The sequence below is a fragment of the Hyphomicrobium sp. genome (assembly GCF_020852195.1).
Taxonomy (GTDB): Bacteria; Pseudomonadota; Alphaproteobacteria; order Rhizobiales; family Hyphomicrobiaceae; genus Hyphomicrobium_C.
In genome coordinates, this window is record NZ_JADZBI010000066.1 from 23,949 (window position 1) to 43,608 (window position 19,660).

The window sequence follows — 19,660 nt, forward strand, 5'->3', positions numbered from 1 at the left end:
CGATCATGGTCTAGATGCGTTTGCGGGCCTTGATGGCGGCGGCCAGCGTGCCTTCGTCCAGGTAGTCCAGCTCGCCGCCGATGGGAACGCCCTGGGCGAGGCGCGATACGACGACGCCGGTCGGGGCAAGCTGCTCCGTCAGATAGTGGGCAGTCGATTGGCCTTCAACCGTGGCGTTAAGGGCGAGAATGACCTCCTTCACCTCGCCTGCGGCGGCGCGCTCGATGAGCTTGGCGAGGTTGAGGCGGTCCGGCCCGATGTCGTCGAGTGGCGAGAGATGGCCGCCGAGCACGTGATAGGGCGCGTTGATCACGGCCGCGCGCTCGAGCGCCCAGAGGTCGCCCATCTCCTCGACGACGACGATGGTCGAGCGGTCGCGGCGGTCGTCGCGGCAGATCGTGCACGGCGAGACCGTGTCGAGACTGCCGCAGGTCGGGCATTCGACGATAGTGCGGACAGCGACGCCCAAAGCCTCCGACAGCGGGACGAGCAGATCCTCACGCCTCTTGAGCAGGGCCAACGCGGCCTTGCGGGCGGAGCGCGGGCCGAGACCGGGAAGGCGCGCCAGGAGCTGAACAAGCCGCTCGATCTCGGGGCCGGCTATTTTCTTCGACATTTCGGGTTCTTGGAGCTGGGACTCAACGCCGGAGAACTAAGCACGCCGGGCATGCGTTGTCACACTGTCGAAAGGGCCGATCTCCGAGGGCTGATCAGGCGTGCTCGCTCGCGACGAGGGTATCGTGCGTCAAGCCTTCGATGGCGCCGTCCGTCCGGACGAGGGGCTGCTCGGCCATCCTCTGCCCGACCCGGCGCTTGTATTCGGTCGGCGTCAGGCCATAGCGCGCCTTGAACCTACGACCGAAGTGGGACAGATCCGAGAAGCCCCATTTGAACGCGATCTCGCTAATGCTGCGATGCGCGTGGCCTACGTCGTCCAGCGCGCCGCGGCAACGCTCGAGCCGCCGCTCGGCGATGTAGCGCTCGATCGATGTGTGCTCCTCGGCGAGCAGGGCATTGGCGTAACGCACGGAAATGCCAGCCTCGGCCGCGACCCGCTCGGGTTTCAGGCCGGGTTCGATCAGGAGGCGCTCCACGGTTCCCTTGAGCCGCAGCAGGGCGACGGCTCGCGGCGAGGAAAGCGCGGCGCCCCGGCTCTCCGTGAAGGCGAGCGCGAGGAGATCCAGCATCTGCTCTGCAACCTTGAGACCGGCGACGTCGTCGAGCCTCCCGGCCTGGTCCGGCAACAGCTCGAGGAACCCCATGGCCAGTGCACTGACGCCGGTGGCCGCCGTGATGGGCCGGGCCGTCAGGCCGGCGAAGTTGCCTAGCCGCGCTTCCAGCGTTGTGCGTGGCACCCGAATGACGATGCTCGTGCAATAGGTCTTGAGATCGATGTTGAACGGGCGCAGGGGGTCGACAAGAAACATGCCGCGGCCGCGCAGCACGGAATCGTGGCCGTCCTGGGAGACCAGGCTTTCGCCTGTCTGCTGCATGGCGATCAGGACGTCGCCGCTATCGGCGCGCGCCGCGCTGCGCTCGGACCGGCGGACGTGAGCGGGCGCGGCGTCGAACGTTGCCAGGCTTACCCCGGGAAGGGCGGAAATTTCCACGGTACCGCTGAAGGTGTTGGCATCCTCCGCGCGAAACTCGTGCTCGACGTAGCCCCGGGTCGCGACCTCGAGCCAGTAGCTCAGCCGCTCCCTCGGGTGGACATCCTCGGTCGAGTAAATCATGCGTTGGCCAGTCTTCGGCGCAAGTGCCCGGTCAGTCGAGAGTTGGAGCCGTGTGGTGCAAGCGCCGCGTTGCCCTTTGCTATTTCAATACAATTTCTCCACTGAGGAGTCGACGGATGATTTTCGGCCGTTTGGGAAACCTGCGAAGTCCGTGCCTCGGTAACTACCCTCGCGAGCAAAGGATGGGGCAGGGCAGCCATGACGCGAAATTCAACGGAAGCGGATCTGGGGCAGTCGCCTCTGCATCTCTTCCATAGGGCCGTCCAGGTGGTGACGGAAATTTATCAGGCCGAGATGTCGAGCTACGATCTTACGGCCCGCCAGTACGCGGTGCTGTTCGCGCTCGCCCATTCCGAGGGCATGAGCCAGAGCAAGCTCGTCGATGCGACGGGGATCGACCGCTCGACGATGGCCGATATCGTGCGGCGGATGCTCAAGAAAGGCATCATCCAGCGCAAGCGCGACAAGGACGACGCGCGGGCCTACGAGGTCAAGATCACGGAAGAAGGCGTGCGGCTGTTCAAGACCGTGACGCCCATCGTGCGCCGTATCGAGGAGCGGCTCCTGTCCTCGCTCAACGGCAAGCGCGTGGACGAGTTCCTCGTTAATCTCGGCTTGATCGTCGGTGCTGCCGCGCCTGCGGCCGGCCCGGTCAGCAACGGCCATTTCGTCGAGGCCGAAGCGCGGAAGTAGGTTCCGTAGGCCGGCCTCGCGCCGGCCTATTCTACCTTTTATTAATCATCCCGTTACTCCTCGCTCCTAAGATCATCAGCAACACGTCCGTGCACGCTCTCGGCGGGGCCACGGCGCATGCTCCGTCCGTGTCCATCGGGGGGGCGTTGCGCGGGCAGGCTCACATAAGGTCGCGCCGGCAACACTCGGGGCAGCCGTCGGCGTGATTCGCGGCTTTTCCTGCCGCGGCCGCCGCAGGTGGGGCAGGGCTGATCGCGATCGGAAGCCGGCGATGATTTCCACGTTCCTCTCCTACCGCATGTTCACGGCCGACATCGCCAAGTCGGTGCAGCGGACGCTCGCCAATGCGCAGGTCGCGCGCGAGCAGAGCTACTACCGGGAGAACATCGGCAAGGTCACGTCCGTCGACGACTTCCTCAACAATCAGCGCCTCTACGCCTATGCCATGAAGGCGTATGGGCTCGAGGACATGACCTACGCCAAAGCCTTCATGCGCAAGGTGCTCGAGAGCGATCTCAGCGACGAGAACAGTTTCGTGCGCAAGCTCGTGGATTCGCGCTACCTCGAATTCGCGCGGGCGTTCAACTTCACGCCGGAGGGCGGCGTCTCGGCCGGCACGACCGTCGTCCAGGATCAGTCGGACCTCGACGAGGTGCTCGGCCTCTATTCCGAGCAACGCCTGCGCAAGGGCATGGCGGTGGCGACCGAGGTTCAGTACTACCAAGCGCGCATGGCGACGATCACGTCGGCCGACCAGTTCGTCGCCGACGAGCGGCTATTCAATTTCGCGCTGACGGCCTACGGCATCGACGCAAGCATCGCCTCCGAGGCGGCGATCAAGTCCGTGATCTCGGGCGATCTCTCCGTCGTCACGGGCTCGCCCCACTACGCCAAGTACGAGAAGCTCGCGGCGGCCTTCTCGTTTCAGGCCGACGGCACGGTCGCCTCCGGCGGGGAAGCACAAACGGCATCGCAGATGCTGCAGACCATCTACCTCAACTATGATGTCAACGGGGCCAGTGCATCGGCCTCTGCCGCTGCTTTCAACACCGGCATCTACAAGGGCCTGGTGCCTAGTCTCACGTCCGTCGACGAGCTCGTCGACAACGATCTCTTGCGCGACTACGCGGTGATCGCGGCCGGCATCGATCCGGTCGTGATCTCGAAGCAGATGGTGCGCGATATCCTGACCAGCGATCTCAACGATCCCGCGAGCTATGCGAACACCAAGCCGGAGTATGCGAAGCTCGCGGCGATGTTCAACTTCAACACCGACGGCTCACTCGACGCCGGGGTTCCCGCCCAGACCACCGCGCAGCTCAATGGTCTGGTCGACGACTATCATGCCAACTACCAAGCGAAGGCGCTCGACTCCGAGACTCTGCACACGAGCGACTATAAGCGCTCGATCGGGCTCATCTTCACCGTCGACGACCTGCTCAACGACCAGCGGGCCTACACCTACGTGATGCGAGCGTTCGGACTCGACCCCAACGAGGAATCGAAGAGCAAGATCCGGCAGGTGCTGACCAGCGATCCGAACGATCCATTCGGCTTTGTCCGGCGGCTGCGCGACGAGCGCTATGTCACCCTGGCGTCCGCTTTCAACTTTGGATCCGATGGGCTGCCGCAGGGACCGCTGCGCGCCCAGTTCTCGTCAGTGAAAACGGAAACGATCGACCGCTATACCGCCACCCTTGGGACATACGACTACCAGAAGGAGGCGGGCGAGGTCGAAAGCGACTACTACAGCGAGGCGATCGACAACATCGAGACCGTCGACCAACTGCTCGCTGACAAACGGCTCGTGGCCTACATCAAGAAAGCCTTCGGGTTCGAGAAGGAGACCATCTCGGACGGCATGTGGCGGCAGATTCTGACCAGCGATGTCGACGACCCGAAAAGCTTCGTCAATCTGGCAAGCAACTCGCGGTTCCGCGAGCTTGCGGGCGCCTTCAACTTCGCGACCGACGGCACGGCGAAACGCATAGCGGTCGGTCAGGTCCAGGATCCAAATGTGCTCGCGAACACGCAGGATCTCTATATACGTCAGACCATGGAGCAGACGGCCGGCGATCAGAATGCTGGCGTGCGCCTTGCCCTCTACTTCCAGCGCAAGGCGTCGAGCATCCAGTCGGCCTACAGCATCCTGGCCGACAAGGCGCTGCTCGAGGTGGTGATGACGTCGCTCGGGTTGCCGGATACGGCGGCGCAGGCCGACGTGGACGTGCTCGCCAAGATGATCTCGAGCCGCATCAACCTCGAGGATTTCAAGGACCCGGCCAAGGTGGAGAAGTTCCTGGCCCGGTTCGCGGCGCTCTACGACATCCAGAATCCGCAGTCGACGACCTCGATCCCCTCGCTACTGCTCGGACAGGAGGGGCTTGGCATCGGCCAGGATCTGCTCTCCAGCATTCAGTCCGTGAAGGTGCGCATCTAGAGCCCGCGCGCTCTTGATACGAGGGCCGCATGCCGCGCGCGGCATCTCTCTGTGTGCCGCATCGCGCATTCCTCCATCGCGCAAACCCTATCCTGCAGATCGCTATCAACTGTTCGCTATCAATCAGTGTTTTGAGCAATTTCCCCAATTGCTTATAGGGCTGCAGCGTAGATATGCAATTTATGGTTGCATAAAAGTTTTCTCACCCGTAGAACTTTTGCGACGAGCGCGAGGGTCGCTCGCTGCGTTCTGCGTTGCTTCGAACTCGCGACCCAGTCTCGTGCGGATCTCGTCATCAAGGCTCGGGGGACATCGCATGCCAGATCTGGAGACTCGTCTCGCGGCGCGGCCGCTCTATTTGCAGGTCCGCGACGTGCTGGTGCAGCGGATTATCGTCGGTCACTGGAAGCCAGGGGCGACGCTCCCGAACGAGACACAGCTCGCACAGCAGCTCGGTATCAGCATCGGCACCGTGCGCAAGGCGCTCGATCTGATGGAGGTCGAGCGCATCGTCACGCGCCGGCAAGGGCGCGGCACGTTCGTCAATGACTATGCGTCCGCCGAGACCACGTTCCCATTCTCCATGTTCCACGACTCCGAAGGCCAGCGCATCTCCGGCCACAAGCGCGGGCGATCGATCTCGCGCGTGCAGGCGAGCGTCGAGGAGGCCGCGCGGCTAGGCGTGCGCCGCGGGGACGAGCTGATCCGCGTCGAGCGGCTGCGCGATCACCTGGACCAGACATTCATGACCGAAGTGTGCCTGCTGCCGGCGAAGTTCTTCACACGGCTTCCGGAGGACTTCGGCAGCTACCGCCTGTCGGCGTTGGCCCAGCTCAATTCCATCCTGGTGGGGCGCGCCGACGAGCGGGTCGATATCGCGCTCGCGACCGCGCAAAGTGCCAGCGACCTCGGTGTCGCGGAAGGGACGCCGCTCCTGCGGCTCGATCGCGTCATCTTCTCGGACCACGAGGATCCGCTCGAATGGCGAGTCGCACTCTGCTTCATGCGCAACGAGCGGTATCTCGTGCGATTCAACTGAACGGTTGTTTCGTGAAGCATTTCGATTCGATGGGCGAGCGCCGTGTGTTTGCGGCCTCTATTCTCCATACGATGTGAAATGCATGACAAAGCCGTTTCCTCTGAATGACGACTTATTTGTTTTTAGCGGCGCGCTCACCCATTTCTGAAAGTGCGTGCGCGGTTGGGCTGTCTCTTACGCCGAATTGACGATCCGCTGCCTAGGCTGTGCCCCATGTCCACGGAGGGCTCGGCGATGAGACGTGTCGGCGGAAGAGTGGTGCGCAGCATGACGGCGAGCGACGGCGCGTCGGCTGTGGAGTTTGCGCTCATCTTTCCTGTGGCGCTCGTCTTCCTTTGTGGTTTGCTCGCCTATGGCATGTACTTCGGAGCTGCCCATTCCGTGCAGCAGCTCGCTGCGGATGCTGCCCGCGCCTCGGTTGGCGGCATCAACGACGCGGAGCGCGCCTCCATCGTCCAGAGCCATGTCGCGGCCGGCGGCGGCAGCTATCCCCTTCTGCGTGCCGATCGCCTTTCGGTCGCGGCGCAGGCGCTTGCGGTGGATCCTTCGCAGTTCGAGGTGAGGGTTTCGTTCAACTCCGAGGATCTGCCGATCTGGATTCTCTCGGGGCTGGTGCCGCTGCCCGCGAAAACCATTGAGCGCGTCGCAGTCATCAAACGCGGGGGCTACTAAATGCTTCCGTTCTTTCCAGCAGGTTTGCCGACGAGCTGCAGCTCCTTTGCGGTGCGCGCGTTCCGCTCGCGGGACGGCTCCATGGGTGTTGTGCTGACGCTGTTTCTCACCATCGCCGTGAGTCTCTGCGCCCTCGCGATCGATATGGGCTCGCTCTATCTCGAGCGACGCACGGTGCAGGGGGCGGCGGATCTCGCCGCGATCGCGGCAGCGCGGGATCTCGATCGCGCCGAGGCGGCGGCGCGCGCGACACTCGCGGCCAACGGATTCGGCGACGTCCGCGCGCTCTCCGTGATCAAGGGGCGCTACGAGCCCGATCCCGAAGTGCTGCCCGGCGCGCGGTTCGCGGCCGGCCAGGAGCCCTTCAACGCGGTGCGCCTCCATGTGGCGACGGGGAGCCAGCTCTATTTCGCGAAATCGTTCATGGCGGAGCCCGAAATCTCCGTTTCGGCCCTCGGCACGGCGGATGCGCTGGCCATGTTCTCCATCGGCAGCCGGCTGGCGTCTCTCAACGGCGGGGTCGTCAACGCGCTGCTCGGATCGCTGCTCGGCGGCAACGTCAATCTCAGCCTGATGGACTACAACGCGCTCGCCAACGCGAACGTGTTGCTCCTCGACTTTCTCTCGGCGCTGGCGATGGATGTGGGGCTGACGGCCGGCACGTACAGGGACGTGCTCAACGCCGACGTCACCGTGGGAACGGTGCTGAGCGCTGCGGCGCAGGCGGCGGCATCCGGGGGTGATGCGCAGGCGGCACAGGTCGTGGGGAAGCTACTGTCCCAGGTTTCGGCGACGGCTACGCTGCCGCTCAGCCAGCTCGTCGACCTCGGACCGCTCGCCAACGTTGCGATCGGCCAGCCGCATGCGGGGCTCGATGCCGATCTTGGCCTGATGTCGCTCATCACGGCCGCGGCCTCCCTAGCCAACGGGGGCAGTCAGGTTGCGGTCGATCTCGGAGTGGCGTTGCCGGGTCTGCTCAGCGTGAAGCTCGATCTCGCCATCGGCGAGGGAGCGCAGTCGTCCGGCTGGGTGTCGGTCGGACAGCCCGGTGCGAGCGTGCGCACCGCGCAGACCCGGCTGCGCCTCGTGGCCGAGGTCGGTGGAAGCGGACTCCTCGCCGGCGTGCGCGTGCGGCTGCCTCTCTACATCGAGGTTGCGAGCGCGGAAGCGAGGCTCAAGGATCTCGCGTGCGGGATCGCGCAGGGCGGGAGCACCGAGGCCGTCATCGAGGCGCGGCCTGCTGCCGTGCGGGCGTGGGTCGGTGATGTCGCGCCAGGCGGGCTTTCGCTCTTCGGCTCGAGCCCTCACGTGTCGGCGGCGACGCTTGTGCAGGTGCCGCTGCTGCTCAAGGCGACGGCGAGCGCGTACACGGAGATGAGCAATGCCGCGTCGAGCGACCTCAGTTTCACGCAGAGCGACGTGGATCAGCATGTCGTCAAGACCGCACAGGTGCGCGACTATACGGCGTCTCTGGTCACGAGCCTCGTCGACTCGCTCAGCCTGGACGTGCAGGTCTTGGGCCTCGGGCTCGGTCTCACGCCGCCGGCGATTAAGACGCTGCTCAAGGGGATTTTGACGCCCGTGGCGGCGCTGCTGGATCCCATCGTCGGCGGCGTGCTCAAGGCTGTCGGTCTCGGCCTCGGAGAGGTGGACGTGCGGGTCAACGGGATCCGCTGCGGCAGTGCCGTGCTGGCGGGATAGCGTGCCTCCGAATTTCGGCAGGTACGTTAAGGTGCCTGAGCCGTCGCTCCGAGCCGCTTTAGCGCTTCCGTGCTTTCGGGCAGTCCCGGGTTTAGCTCAAGTGCCTTGCGATGGTCGGCGACCGCCTCGTCCTTGCGCCCGAGCTCCTCGAGGCACAGGGCGCGGATGAAATATCCGCTCATGCCGCCGGGGGCGAGCTCGATCGCCTTGTTGTAGTGCGGGAGCGCGGCATCGCACTTCTTGCCAAGACGTTCCGCATCTCCAAGTCCCATGTGAGCGTTGCTGTTGCTCGGTTCGAGCTGAACGACCCGGGTGAAATCAGCTTTCGCGTTGTCGAGCTGGTTGAGCTGAAAATAGGCGAATCCACGCATCTCGATACTGCGCGCGTCATCCGGCTTCTTCTTCAGAACCAGCTCCAGGTCGGCGATGCCGCGGTCGTATTGGCCGAGACTTATAAGACTGTAGGCGCGCTGCTGGTAGAAGTAGTCGCTCCTATCACTATTGCCCGCGAGCTCAAGGCAGCGCGTGAAGTCGGCGATGGCCGCCTCAAAGTTCTGCTTCCGCGTATGGAACTCGCCCCGCGCCTCGTGGACGGAGGCGAGGATCGCCGGACTTGCGCTCCCCGAGTCGATGACGGCCGTGCAGCTCTTGATGCCCTGGTCGAAGTCCACCTGCTGGCCCTGGTCCAGGGCCGTCAGGGCGGCATCGCACTGTGCCTTGGCCTCGGATACCGCTGGCGGCAGCGTCGCTTCCTCGAGCCGCTTCAATCCGGCGATGCTTACGGCGAGCGTGGAATCCAGCTCGAGGGCCTTGCGATAGTCCGCCATGGCCTCGTCCTTGCTGCCGAGCTTTTCGTAGCACGATCCGCGCGCCTGGATAGCGGCAGCGAACTTCGGATTGATCTCGATGGCTTTGGAATAGTATTTGGCCGCCGCGTCGAAGTTGCTGCGGTTGTATTCGAGGTCGCCCAGGTATGCGTAGGCGGCGTGGTTGTTCGGATTCACGAGGACGGCCTGCTTCAGATCCTCCTCGGCCTTGGCCATGTTGCCGGCCTTATAATGCGCATACCCGCGTAGCTCGATGGCGCGCGCCTCTCCCGGGGTAACTCGCAGCGCCTCGTCGAGATCCTTGATGGCCTCCTGCGGCTGTCCCTGCAGCCACAGATTGGCGCCGCGCTCCTGGTGATAGAACGCCTTGGACTTGTCGTTGTCCGCGAGCTCGATGCAGCGCGTGTAGTCCTGGACGGCTTCGGCGTATTTGCGCTGCTTGGTGCGGATCGTCGCCCGCAGCTCGTAGGCGGCGCGATGCCACTTCGTCTCGGCGTCCGGTGTTTCGATGATGATCGTGCAACCGGCGGCCGTAGCGTCGTAGTCACTCGCCTGGAGTTCGGATTTGTCGCCGGCTTTGCTGCAGGTTCGCTTCGCGTCGACGAGCTTCTTTAGCTTGTCCGCTTCGTCCTTGCGGCCGAGCTTCTCCAATGTGAGAGCGTACATCTCCTGAGTGCCCAGGGCGTCGGGATCGAGCTTCATCAACTTTTCCGTGAGCTCTAGGGCGCGGGTGTGCTCGCCGCGATTGAACGCGCCCGTTGCCAGGTAGCTCAATGCGTCGGTGTTGTTCGGATTGATCGCATAGGCTTGGGCGTAGTCCGCATAGCCCTCGTCGTGCCGGCCTAGCTGATTGAGATACTGGCCCCGCTGCAAGTAGGCGTCGTCGCGCTTGGGGTCCAGGAGAATGCACTCGCTCAAGTTGAGGACCGCCTCTCCCAGCTCCTTCTCGCGCTGCTTCTTCTGTTCCGGCGTCATGTCCGGGATGGGGGCGTCCTTGGGTACCTCTTTTCCGCCGAGTTCCTTGACGTTGTCGAAGACTTGACCCCAGAAGATTTTTCTGAAGTGGGCGTTCGCCTTTTCCATGAGCGCGTCGCAGCGCTTCGCATCGAGCGGTATCAACTTCAAGTACTGAGCGTATGCCGCGAGCGCGTCGTCGAACTTGAAGTTTTGGTCGAGCAGGCCGGCTCTTGTCAGCCAGCACAGCGCAAACTTGGGATCGAGCTCCGTGCACTTGGTTGCGTCGGCCAACGCCTTTTCGTTGTCCTTCTTCTCGTAGTAGGCGATGGCTCGCTGCGCGTAGGCGACGGCAAGCCCCTTCTTGGCGAGCTTCTTACCGTTGATCAGGGAGGTGCAGCCCTTGATGCGCTGGTCAGGATCGGGTGACGAGCTGCAATCCGTGACGGCATCGGCGTTGGCGTCGGTGACAATCAAGAAAGTGGCGAGACAAAACAAGGCGGCGCGTGCCGCGGCAACTGCCCTCATGAACCTCGTGCTCCCTGTCGAGCGGGACAAGTCCGGGCGGGGCCCGGCCATTCGCACAAGCAGCAACGGCCCGGGGCTCGGGCGGAAATGCTCGCTGAGTTTCTAAGGTGTGCAGCCGCCTGTGATATTCAGGCAGCATACCATCGGCCCACATGCGCCGCGTCACCCACTCGGGTGAGACGGATTATTGCGTCTGTCGCATTGCATCATTAGGCTGATGAAGCGTGAGTGCGCTGCGGAAGGCGTTACGCGCGGCTGCCGACGAGCACGAGGTTCGGGGCATGGGTTACTCGGGGAAGGGTTTCTCGGGCAAGCGCGCCGACAGGCTTCTGGATCTCATCTACGATGCCGCCGCCGAGCGCGAGCTGTGGCACACCGTGCTCGGCGAGATCGCCGACGTGACCGGCAGCCAGTGCGGCGTGCTGTTCGGCCAGTCCCTGGGCAAGGGCGAAGACCTCCACTTCGCCTACAACGGACGCTGCGACCCTCTCTACAACGAGATCTACGGCGCGCGGCACATGCGCAATCCGTGGTCGCTGCTGATGTGGGACAAGCCGGTCGGCAAGGTCGTCTTCTCGGACGAGATCTACGACCTCAAGGATCTGCGCCGGACATCCTTTTTCGATGAGGTGCTGCTGCCGCAAGACTCGCACCATAACGCGATGATCCCGCTTGCGGCCAAGGACGACTTCCGCGCGGCCTTCAACATCTGCCGGAGCGCGAGCCAGGGGCCGTTCGGAGAGGAGGAGCGCAAGATCCTTGCGTGGCTGGTGCCGCATTTGTGCCGCTCGATCCGGCTTGGGTTTCGCGTCGAGGCCTATCGCGCGCTGCAGAATGCCGAAGCGCAGGTTCTGGATCGGCTTTCCGAGGGCATCGTCCTTCTCGATCGCAACGAGCGGGTCGTCTATGCCAACGCGGCGGCCCGCGCCCAGGGTGCGAACGGCGGGGCGCTGCGCCTGCGCAACGACGCCATCTCGACGTGGTCGCCCACGCATTCGCAGCAACTGGCCGCAATGATCGGCGCGGCGATGCGGGGGGCGGCGGCCGGGGCGATGAGCGTTCCGCGGCCACAGGACGGGCATCTCGTCACGCTCATCGTGTCGTCGGTGCGCGGGCGCGATGTCGGTCGGTTCGCCGACATCGAAATGCGCGATGCTGCTGTGCTGCTGCTTATCGTGGACCCCGCCAATCGCGCCGGCATCCCGGTCGCGTGGATCTCGGATGCCTATGGTCTGACGCCGGGCGAGGCCCGCGTTGCCCTTGCGGCCGCCTCGGGCGGCTCCATCCCGGAGATGGCCGGCTCCCTCAACCTGTCGCCGAATACGGTCAAGACGCACCTGCGCAAGGTGTTCGCCAAGACGGGCACGAGCCGGCAAGCCGAGCTGACGCGGCTAATCACGTCGATCGGCCTCGTCAAGGCAGACGGCGCTCAGGGCGGCAACGGCTCGAAATAGAGGGGGTTAAAGGGTTGGTTGCGGGGATAGGATTTGAACCTATGACCTTCAGGTTATGAGCCTGACGAGCTACCGGGCTGCTCCACCCCGCGATACCGACACATAATTCCGACCTGACCGGCATCCAATGGGGAAGCCTGTCACGTCGTTCGAACGATCCGGCCACCGTCTGGTGTTGGGGCTGATCAGGGCCGCCTTGTCCTTGACATGGACCGGCCCGTTCGAAGGAGCCGCCGGCTGGGCGGCTCGGCGAGGTCTATAGCACGATTTTCGGGTTTGTGAACCCCACCCGGGAGCGTCCCTGCGGCGAACCCGCGGATTACCCACGGGCAATGTCATCCGCGGCTTTTTTTTGCGGGCGCGCCTTGCACTATGGCCTAGTTACTTTCGTATATGCTCACTGGAAGCGCTCAAGACGAGATCCCGCACGCATGACCGCCGCCGACCCCAAACGAGCCAACCGCGCCCAGGCGAAGTGCACGGGGGCGGGCCTCGAGGAAACGTTCGTTCTTCTCGACAACAGCTCAGGGCGCGGGGCACCGTCCCTCCTCTTCTCGGAGCCCCTGGAGATCATATCGGCGGTCACGCCGGACGAGGTGCCGGCTGCCCTGGCACGGCTCGAGGCCGGCACGGCGGCGGGGCATCACGCGGCTGGCTTTCTCGCCTATGAGCTCGGCTACGTGCTCGAGCCCAAGATCCGCGACCTGCTGCCGGAGGGACGCAGTGTGCCGCTGCTGTGGTTCGGGCTCTACCGCGCGCCGCGCGAGATGAGCGAGCGCGAGGTTGACCATTGGCTCGCGACGCACACTCGCAGCGGGTCGTACCAGTTCACGTCGGTCACCTGCGCCTGGAGCCAGGCCGAGTACGAGGCCCGCTTCTCCGCCGTGCAGGACAAGATCCGCGCCGGCGACATCTATCAGCTCAACCTCACGTTCAAGGCGCGCTTCCGCCTCGAAGGCTCGCCGCTCACGTTCTACCGCGACATGCGCCAGCGTCAGCGCGTGGCCTATGCCGGCATCGTCGACACGGGCGAGGTGACCGTGCTGTCGGCCAGCCCGGAGCTGTTCATCGAGAAGAACGACCGCGTCGTCTCCACGCGGCCGATGAAGGGCACGGCGCCGCGAGCCGGCACGCCAGAGGCGGATGCGGACGCCCGCCGCGTGCTCTCGAGCGACGTGAAGCAGCGGGCCGAGAACCTCATGATCGTCGATCTGATGCGCAACGATCTCGGGCGTATCGCGGATGTCGGCAGCGTCGAGGTCACGGACCTTTTCACCGTCGAGACGTTCCGCACGTTGCACCAGATGACGTCGGGGGTGCGCGCGACGCTCAAGGAAGGCGTCGGGCTCGCCGATCTCATCCGCGCCATCTTCCCGCCGGGGTCAGTGATCGGGGCGCCGAAGATCCGTGCCATGGAGCTGATCCGCGACTACGAGACGGAGCCGCGCGGCGTCTATTGTGGTGGCATCGGACACATCACGCCCACGGGCGAGGCGCTGTTCAACGTGGCCATACGGACTCCCGTCATCTTCCGCGGCGGGCAGGGCGAGATGGGGATCGGGTCCGGCGTGGTCTACGACTCCGTCGGCGCCAAGGAATATGCCGAGTGCCTGCTCAAGATGAAGTTCCTCACCGACCCGCCGAAGAGCTTCGAGCTGATCGAGACGCTGCTCTATGAGCCGGGGTCGGGCTATTGGCTGCTCGCGGGTCATCTCCAGCGGCTCGCGGCGTCGGCGGCTTACTTCGGCTATGCCTATGACGAGGCCAAGGTACGGGCGGCGCTCGACAGCGCGGTGGCGGAGCGAGCGGGCCAGCGGCTCCGCATACGCCTCACGCTGGCGGAGGACGGGGCGCTCACGATCACGGTCGCCGAGCAGCCGGCCCAGGCGCCGGAATCGGTCATGCGCTATGTGATCTCGGACACGCGGCTCGATAGCAGCAATGCGTTCCTGTTCCACAAGACGACGCGACGCGAGCTCTATGACCGTGAGTGGCAACACTATGCCGAGACGCTCAAGGCGGACGAGGTGCTCTATCTCAATGAGCGCGGCGAGCTGGCGGAGGGAAGCCGGACCAACGTATTCTTGGAGCGGGACGGGAGGCTCGTTACGCCGCCGCTTTCGAGCGGGCTCCTGCCGGGCGTGTTGCGTAGTACGTTGATCGCCAGCGGCAAGGCGCACGAGGCCGTGCTGACACTAGATGACCTCGCTAGCGCAGATGCGGTGTTTCTCGGAAATTCGGTGAGGGGGCTGGTTAAAGCCGAGCCGGTCAAGCCATTGTCCTGATCTTGGTCAGGATCGGCGGGCGGCAAAGGAACGCCCGCGGCGCAACGGTTAGTTTGCGCGATTTTCGACGCTGGTTTGCGACGTCGAGATGGAGGCCGTTTCCGGTACGCGGCCGTGAATGGCAGCGACAACGAACACCAGGGCCGCAAGGGTCAACGCAACGGCAAGCATAATCTCACGGACCGATCGGCGCGCGCGCTCGGCGAAGGGGCCAGACTGCAATTTGCGTATCATCATGGGCGCCAATGTGCGCAATCCAGCGCGCCGTATCCAGAGCCTCGAACGCCGCGCGACAGATAGGCACAGTGCACTGCGGCGACCTTAATCAAGCCGGAATCTCCGGCGTAGCGAGAGCGCCGTGGAAGCCCGGTCGCGGGCCGCTTCCGCATGTCCTCAAAGCCCGCGCATGATGCAGCCGAAGACGAGAACGAACTGGGCCACGACGAGCACCCAGAATTCTTGACCTGTGATGTAAGGAATTGAGGCGCCGAAGAAATATGTGACCAGTGCGAGCACCGTAAGGATGACCGACAGCATGTAGGTCAGGATGCCGGGTGCTTTCAGTGCCATGGTCGTTCTCCCCTCAAGGCCTCGACGTCGATGCGGGTTCATCGGCATGCCTGGCAAGGCGCGATTCGCCCGACGCATCCGGGCTTATAGCAGCCGACGCCGGCCGTGGCTTGGGCTTCGCGGCCACAGTCGCGACGTGTCCACGGTCCAATGTTGGAACCCTTTCCAGGGAGCGCTGTTTTGTCCCTTGGAATCACCGCGTTATCCATGGTTTTCTAGAACAGTTGGAAAGAGGGCAGGCGGCCCTAAAACAAAGGTTCGGCCCGTGATTTTCGGCCGGGTGCCAACGGATCCTAGAGCACCGGCTGCAAGTGAGGAGATTGCCATGCTACGTGTGTGCCCGGTTGCCATCGTTCTTGCCGCCTGGCTTCTCGCACCCGCGAGCGCAATGGCCTACGGTCCGAAGGTCAGGAAGTTCTGCGCCAACGACTATTTCGACCATTGCCATTTGCACAGGTTGGGTACGCCGGAGCTCAGGGCGTGCATGCGGAAGGCCGGTGCCAAGCTCACCCCGAGCTGTGTCAATGCGCTGGTCGCGGAAGGCGAGGTTTCTGCTGCCGAGGTCGCGCAGCGCCGGGCGGCCGCCGCAGCCGCGGCCGCCGGAAAATAGTGCGGCGCAAGGAAGCGCGATCCGTTTCATGTATCGCTGTCGCGTTGTCCGTTCCCGATAAGGTTCGACTATGTGCCGCGCGGCTTGGCGCGCGCGGTGGGCGCCGCGCTCGCCGGGTCGTCCGGCCAGGGGTGGCGCGGATAGCGGCCCTTCATCTCGGCTTTCACGGCCGCCCATGATCCGCGCCAGAAGCCCGGCAGGTCGCGTGTGATCTGAATCGGGCGGTGGGCCGGTGACAGCAGATGCAACGTGAGCGGCAGCCGGCCTCCTGCGATGGCAGGGTGCGTCTTGAGACCGAACAGCTCCTGCACGCGGATGTGGAGTGCCGGCGCACCGGCCCCTTCGTAATCGATGGCATGGCGGTTGCCCGTCGGGGCCTCGAAATGGGTCGGCGCTTCCTCGTCGAGCCGGCGCTTCATCGGCCAGGGAATCAGCGTGTCGAGCGCCTGGCCGAGGTCGTCAGCGGAGACGTCGGCAAGGCGCGTCTTCCCGGTGAGATAGGGGCCGAGCCAATCCGACAACGTTGCGGTGAGAGCGTCGTCGGACAGGTCCGGCCAGTCGCCATTGCCGCCGGCATCACGCAGGAACGCTACCCGGTCGCGAAGCTGGAGCTGGGCCTTGCTCCAGGGCAGCCGCGCAGCGCCGAGCGCTGCGAGGCCCGCGGCGAGAGCGGTTTCGGTCTCGGGATGATCGGGGTCAGCCGGACGAGGCTCGCTCGTGAGCGCGATGGCTCCGAGGCGACGCACGCGGCGGGCGCGGACGGCCGCCGCTTCCCGGTCGAAGGAGATCTCGTCGGTGGCAACGATGCGGTCGCCGGCGATGCGGATGACCTCGGCCTCGCTGGTCGCGGCGGCGAGCACGATGCGCGTCGCGGCGGTCGTGCCCTGCATCTCCGCCACGACGAGGAACGGCGCTCGGGCGAGCGCGTCGGTCGCATCGAGGCTGGCGCCGCGGCCGTTGGCGAGAAGGTACTGGCCGCCTGCGCCGCGGGTCTTGGCGATGCGCTCAGGATAGGCGAGGGCGAGGAGGGCGGCGGTCGTCGCGTCCCCTCTCCCCGCTTTTGCGGAGAGGGGGCTTAGGTGAGGGGCGGAAGCTCGCGCTGCGGGCTGTTGCTGCCCTTCTCCCCGCAAGGACGGGGAGAGGGAGGCTGACTTTGCCCAGCCCTCGGCGAGGCGGCGCATGTCGGTGGCGCGGCGGGAGCGGTCGCGGCGGAAGGCGTCCAGGCGATGATCGAGCGACGTGTCGTTGCCGCCGAGGCCACGCTCCACGAGCACGGCGGCGATCTCGGCCGCTGCGGACTGGGCTCCGATCTCCGCCGCCCTGATCAGCATGGCGGCGAGGCGCGGCGGCAGCGGAAGCGCACGCAGGCGGCGGCCGGTCTCGGTCAGGCGGCCGGCGGCGTCGAGTGCGCCGAGCGCGTCCAGCTCCCCACGTGCCGCATCGAGGGCCGCGGGTGTCGGGGGATCGAGCCAGGTGAGCGCGCGAGGATCGGTCACGCCCCATTCGGCGCAATCGAGCACAAGCGGCGCGAGATCGGCCGAGCGGATCTCGGGCTCGCCGAAGGCCGGGAGGCTCGCCGTCTCGACCTCGTCCCAGAGGCGATAGCAGACGCCGGGCTCGGTGCGGCCAGCACGGCCGCGGCGCTGGTTGGCGGAGGCGCGGGAGACGCGGACGGTGGCGAGGCGGGTGACGCCGACGTCCGGATCGAAGCGCGGCACGCGGGCGACGCCGCAATCGATGACGACGCGTACGCCCTCGATGGTCAGCGAGGTCTCGGCAATGGAGGTCGCGAGCACGACCTTTCGCTCGCCGGGCGGCGCGGGTTCGATGGCGCGATCCTGTTCGCGCCGGTCGAGGGCGCCATAGAGTGGGGCGATGATGGCGGCCTTGGGATCGAGACGCTCGTGCAGGCGTTCCTCGGTGCGGCGGATCTCGCCCTGGCCCGGCAGGAACGCCAGGATCGAGCCCGGCTCGGCGCGCAGCGCGCTCTGGATGGCGTCGGCCATCTGGTCTTCGATGCGGGCCGTGGGGCTGCGGCCGAGGTAGCGAGTCTCGACGGGGAAGCTTTTTCCTTCGCTTGCGATCACCGGTGCGCCGCCGAGAATATCCGCGACCTTGTCGCCGGCCAGCGTCGCCGACATCACGAGCAGGCGGAGGTCATGGCGCAGGCTGCGCTGGGCGTCGAGCGCGAGCGCGAGTCCGAGGTCGGCGTCGAGAGAGCGCTCGTGGAACTCGTCGAACAGCACGGCGGCAATGCCGTCGAGCGTCGGATCGTCGAGGATCATGCGCGTGAAAACGCCTTCGGTCAGCACCTCGATGCGGGTCTTCCGCGACACACGGGTCTCAAGTCGGGCGCGCAGGCCGACGGTCTCGCCGACCTCCTCGCCGAGGGTCGCTGCCATGCGTCTCGCTGCGCCACGGGCGGCGAGGCGGCGCGGCTCCAGCAGCAGGATCTTGCCGTCTCTGCGCCAAGGTGCGTCCAGGAGGGCGAGCGGCACGCGAGTCGTCTTACCGGCGCCGGGCGGCGCGACGAGCACGGCCGCCGGCCTCTTCGCGAGTGCCGCGGCGAGGGGCGCGAGCACGTCGTCGATGGGCCGCGCGGGCGCGAATGCCCGTAGGGATTTCGGGTCGGCCGTGTGGGTCATCGTGGCGGGCTTAGCACGCCGTCACTCCGAATGAGAGGGGCCTTGCCGCGCCGCCTTTACAATACCGCGCTCGTGGCCGATACCCGCTCTCTCGGAAGGCCCGGGGGCGGGCCGGTCACTTGCGGGGACGGTTCTCATGCTTCGCTTCGCAGTATCGCTCCTTCTCATGGGTGCGGGAATTTGCGCCGGTGCGGGGGCGGTGCGCGCCACCGAGCTCGACGGCTTCTGGATGGACTCGCACGGCGAGGTGGTGCTCGAGGTCGAGTCGTGCGGCGCGGCGATGTGCGCGAAGGTGGTCTGGCTGCGGCTGCCCTACGGTCCGGACCGCAAGCCGCTCAAGGACTACCGCAACCCGGATGCCGCGCTGCAGAACCGCCAGGTGTGTGGGCTGCGCGTCATAGAAGGGTTCACAAAGCAGCCCGACGGCACCTGGGGTGGCGGTGATGTCTACGTTCCCGATCTCGGCATGAGCTTCAAAGGCTATGCGACGGTGCTGAGCCCGACACAGATCGATGTGCGCGGCTACGTGTTCCTGCCGCTGTTCGGCTCGTCCGAGGTGTGGAGCAAGGTGGCGAAGCCGCAGTACCACTGCGAGCGCGACGGGGTGCCGCCCGCGCCGCCGCTGCCGAAGGAGTAGGCCCCTACCCAGGGGTGGGTAAGTGCCTGCCCCTCATCCTAACCGTCTCCCCGTAAGAACGGGGAGAAGGGACTACGAGCCGATGCCGCGCTCGGATTCGAGCTTCCGGTAGGCGCGCTGGGTGTCGGTGATGTAGTCGCGCGCGATGGGAACCGCGTCGCGCTTCTTGGCAAGCTGCATGTGGAAGACGAGCTGGCTGCCGGTGCGGAACATCATCTCGGCGCTCACCAGGTAGAACTCCCACATGCGGCAGAAGCGCTCGTCATACATCTCGGCGACCTTGGCGCGGTTAGCCTGGAAGCGGCTCTCCCAGTGCGCCAGCGTCTTGGCGTAGTGCAGGCGCAGGAACTCGAGATCAGTGACCCAGAGGCTGTTCTGCTCCACGGCCGTGAACACCTCCGACAGCGCCGGCGAGTAGGCGCCCGGGAAGATGTATTTCCGAAGCCACGGGCTCGCGGTGCCGGGCGGACTCATGTGACCGATCGAGTGCAGCAGCATGACGCCGTCGTCGGTGAGGAGGTCGTTCACCTTGGCGAAGAACTCGTTGTAGTGGTGCACGCCCACATGCTCGAACATGCCGACCGAGACGATGCGGTCGAAGCGCTCGGTCAAGTCGCGGTAGTCGCGCAGCTCGAAGCGGACGCGGTCTGCGACGCCGAGCTGCTTGGCCTTCTCGTTGGCGAGCTTGCACTGCTCCTTGGAGAGCGTGACGCCGACCGCCTTGATGTCGGCCATGCGCGCGAGATAGAGCACCATGTCGCCCCAGCCGGAGCCGATGTCGAGCACCTTCTGGCCGGGCTTGAGGTCGAGCTTCGAGGCGATGAGCCGCAGCTTGTTTTGCTGCGCCTCCTCCAGCGTGTTGTCGTCGGAGA

Annotated in this window: 15 protein-coding genes and 1 tRNA gene; 9 read left to right on the top strand and 7 right to left on the bottom strand. The window is 65.4% G+C overall.

From position 1 onward, the window contains the following. Window positions 1–10 precede the first annotated feature (10 nt). Both recR and IT540_RS05090 read right to left on the bottom strand, forming a co-directional pair. Window positions 11–616: a recombination mediator RecR gene (gene recR / locus IT540_RS05085; RefSeq protein WP_291174132.1), complete on the bottom strand. Its 606-nt coding sequence runs from the start codon at window positions 614–616 to the stop codon at window positions 11–13. A gap of 94 nt (window positions 617–710) precedes the next feature. Beyond that, a complete protein-coding gene (locus tag IT540_RS05090) occupies window positions 711–1,733 on the bottom strand; it encodes a helix-turn-helix domain-containing protein (protein WP_291174134.1) in 1,023 nt (340 codons plus the stop codon). Between the two features lie 198 nt (window positions 1,734–1,931). On the opposite strand from IT540_RS05090, the gene IT540_RS05095 reads away from it, so the two are divergent. From IT540_RS05095 to IT540_RS05115, 5 genes are all read left to right on the top strand, one after another. Beyond that, the gene (locus IT540_RS05095) at window positions 1,932–2,426 is read left to right on the top strand and encodes a MarR family transcriptional regulator (protein WP_291174136.1); all 495 of its coding nucleotides are present in this window, start codon (window positions 1,932–1,934) and stop codon (window positions 2,424–2,426) included. A gap of 271 nt (window positions 2,427–2,697) precedes the next feature. Then, the gene (locus IT540_RS05100) at window positions 2,698–4,866 is read left to right on the top strand and encodes a DUF1217 domain-containing protein (RefSeq protein WP_291174138.1); all 2,169 of its coding nucleotides are present in this window, start codon (window positions 2,698–2,700) and stop codon (window positions 4,864–4,866) included. 316 nt (window positions 4,867–5,182) lie between these two features. After that, window positions 5,183–5,905: a GntR family transcriptional regulator gene (locus IT540_RS05105; protein WP_291174140.1), complete on the top strand. Its 723-nt coding sequence runs from the start codon at window positions 5,183–5,185 to the stop codon at window positions 5,903–5,905. Between the two features lie 234 nt (window positions 5,906–6,139). After that, window positions 6,140–6,577 (top strand): pilus assembly protein, encoded by a 438-nt coding sequence (locus tag IT540_RS05110; protein WP_291174142.1) that lies wholly within the window; start codon window positions 6,140–6,142, stop codon window positions 6,575–6,577. A gap of 81 nt (window positions 6,578–6,658) precedes the next feature. Continuing rightward, window positions 6,659–8,278, top strand: a complete 1,620-nt coding sequence (locus IT540_RS05115; RefSeq protein ID WP_291174144.1) for a pilus assembly protein TadG-related protein — start codon at window positions 6,659–6,661, stop codon at window positions 8,276–8,278. Window positions 8,279–8,304: 26 nt separating this feature from the next. On the opposite strand, the gene IT540_RS05120 is transcribed toward IT540_RS05115, so the two are convergent. Beyond that, window positions 8,305–10,587, bottom strand: a complete 2,283-nt coding sequence (locus IT540_RS05120) for a tetratricopeptide repeat protein (protein WP_291174146.1) — start codon at window positions 10,585–10,587, stop codon at window positions 8,305–8,307. 224 nt (window positions 10,588–10,811) lie between these two features. On the opposite strand from IT540_RS05120, the gene IT540_RS05125 reads away from it, so the two are divergent. After that, entirely contained in the window at window positions 10,812–12,041 is a 1,230-nt protein-coding gene (locus IT540_RS05125) for a helix-turn-helix transcriptional regulator (protein WP_291174148.1), read from the top strand. 15 nt (window positions 12,042–12,056) lie between these two features. Here IT540_RS05125 and IT540_RS05130 read toward each other — a convergent pair. Next, window positions 12,057–12,133: transfer RNA gene (locus IT540_RS05130), tRNA-Met, on the bottom strand. Window positions 12,134–12,472: 339 nt separating this feature from the next. Here IT540_RS05130 and pabB point away from each other — a divergent pair. Then, on the top strand, window positions 12,473–14,326 hold the full coding sequence (gene pabB, locus IT540_RS05135) for an aminodeoxychorismate synthase component I (RefSeq protein WP_291174150.1): 1,854 nt from the start codon (window positions 12,473–12,475) through the stop codon (window positions 14,324–14,326). A 393-nt stretch (window positions 14,327–14,719) separates the two neighbouring features. Here the strand turns inward: pabB and IT540_RS05140 are convergent, their stop codons facing one another. Further along, window positions 14,720–14,896 carry a hypothetical protein gene (locus IT540_RS05140; RefSeq protein ID WP_291174152.1) on the bottom strand — a complete coding sequence of 59 codons (177 nt, stop codon included), beginning with the start codon at window positions 14,894–14,896 and terminating at the stop codon, window positions 14,720–14,722. Window positions 14,897–15,221: 325 nt separating this feature from the next. Here IT540_RS05140 and IT540_RS05145 point away from each other — a divergent pair, with 325 nt between their 5' ends. Beyond that, on the top strand, window positions 15,222–15,506 hold the full coding sequence (locus tag IT540_RS05145) for a hypothetical protein (RefSeq protein WP_291174154.1): 285 nt from the start codon (window positions 15,222–15,224) through the stop codon (window positions 15,504–15,506). 68 nt (window positions 15,507–15,574) lie between these two features. On the opposite strand, the gene hrpB is transcribed toward IT540_RS05145, so the two are convergent. Continuing rightward, on the bottom strand, window positions 15,575–18,151 hold the full coding sequence (gene hrpB, locus IT540_RS05150) for an ATP-dependent helicase HrpB (RefSeq protein ID WP_291174156.1): 2,577 nt from the start codon (window positions 18,149–18,151) through the stop codon (window positions 15,575–15,577). A gap of 136 nt (window positions 18,152–18,287) precedes the next feature. Between hrpB and IT540_RS05155 the strand changes: the two genes are divergently transcribed. Then, a complete protein-coding gene (locus IT540_RS05155; RefSeq protein ID WP_291174158.1) occupies window positions 18,288–18,788 on the top strand; it encodes a DUF2147 domain-containing protein in 501 nt (166 codons plus the stop codon). Window positions 18,789–18,860: 72 nt separating this feature from the next. Here IT540_RS05155 and IT540_RS05160 read toward each other — a convergent pair. Further along, a partial coding sequence (locus IT540_RS05160; RefSeq protein WP_291174160.1) for a cyclopropane-fatty-acyl-phospholipid synthase family protein occupies window positions 18,861–19,660 on the bottom strand: 800 nt, incomplete at its 5' end.

Bases quoted from the DNA above. Each gene is read 5' to 3' on its own strand.
- recR (WP_291174132.1), bottom strand. From the start codon at position 616: ATGTCGAAGAAAATAGCCGGCCCCGAGATCGAGCGGCTTGTTCAGCTC.
- IT540_RS05090 (WP_291174134.1), bottom strand. From the start codon at position 1,733: ATGATTTACTCGACCGAGGATGTCCACCCGAGGGAGCGGCTGAGCTAC.
- IT540_RS05095 (WP_291174136.1), top strand. From the start codon at position 1,932: ATGACGCGAAATTCAACGGAAGCGGATCTGGGGCAGTCGCCTCTGCAT.
- IT540_RS05100 (WP_291174138.1), top strand. From the start codon at position 2,698: ATGATTTCCACGTTCCTCTCCTACCGCATGTTCACGGCCGACATCGCC.
- IT540_RS05105 (WP_291174140.1), top strand. From the start codon at position 5,183: ATGCCAGATCTGGAGACTCGTCTCGCGGCGCGGCCGCTCTATTTGCAG.
- IT540_RS05110 (WP_291174142.1), top strand. From the start codon at position 6,140: ATGAGACGTGTCGGCGGAAGAGTGGTGCGCAGCATGACGGCGAGCGAC.
- IT540_RS05115 (WP_291174144.1), top strand. From the start codon at position 6,659: ATGGGTGTTGTGCTGACGCTGTTTCTCACCATCGCCGTGAGTCTCTGC.
- IT540_RS05120 (WP_291174146.1), bottom strand. From the start codon at position 10,587: ATGAGGGCAGTTGCCGCGGCACGCGCCGCCTTGTTTTGTCTCGCCACT.
- pabB (WP_291174150.1), top strand. From the start codon at position 12,473: ATGACCGCCGCCGACCCCAAACGAGCCAACCGCGCCCAGGCGAAGTGC.
- IT540_RS05140 (WP_291174152.1), bottom strand. From the start codon at position 14,896: ATGGCACTGAAAGCACCCGGCATCCTGACCTACATGCTGTCGGTCATC.
- IT540_RS05145 (WP_291174154.1), top strand. From the start codon at position 15,222: ATGCTACGTGTGTGCCCGGTTGCCATCGTTCTTGCCGCCTGGCTTCTC.
- hrpB (WP_291174156.1), bottom strand. From the start codon at position 18,151: ATGACCCACACGGCCGACCCGAAATCCCTACGGGCATTCGCGCCCGCG.
- IT540_RS05155 (WP_291174158.1), top strand. From the start codon at position 18,288: ATGCTTCGCTTCGCAGTATCGCTCCTTCTCATGGGTGCGGGAATTTGC.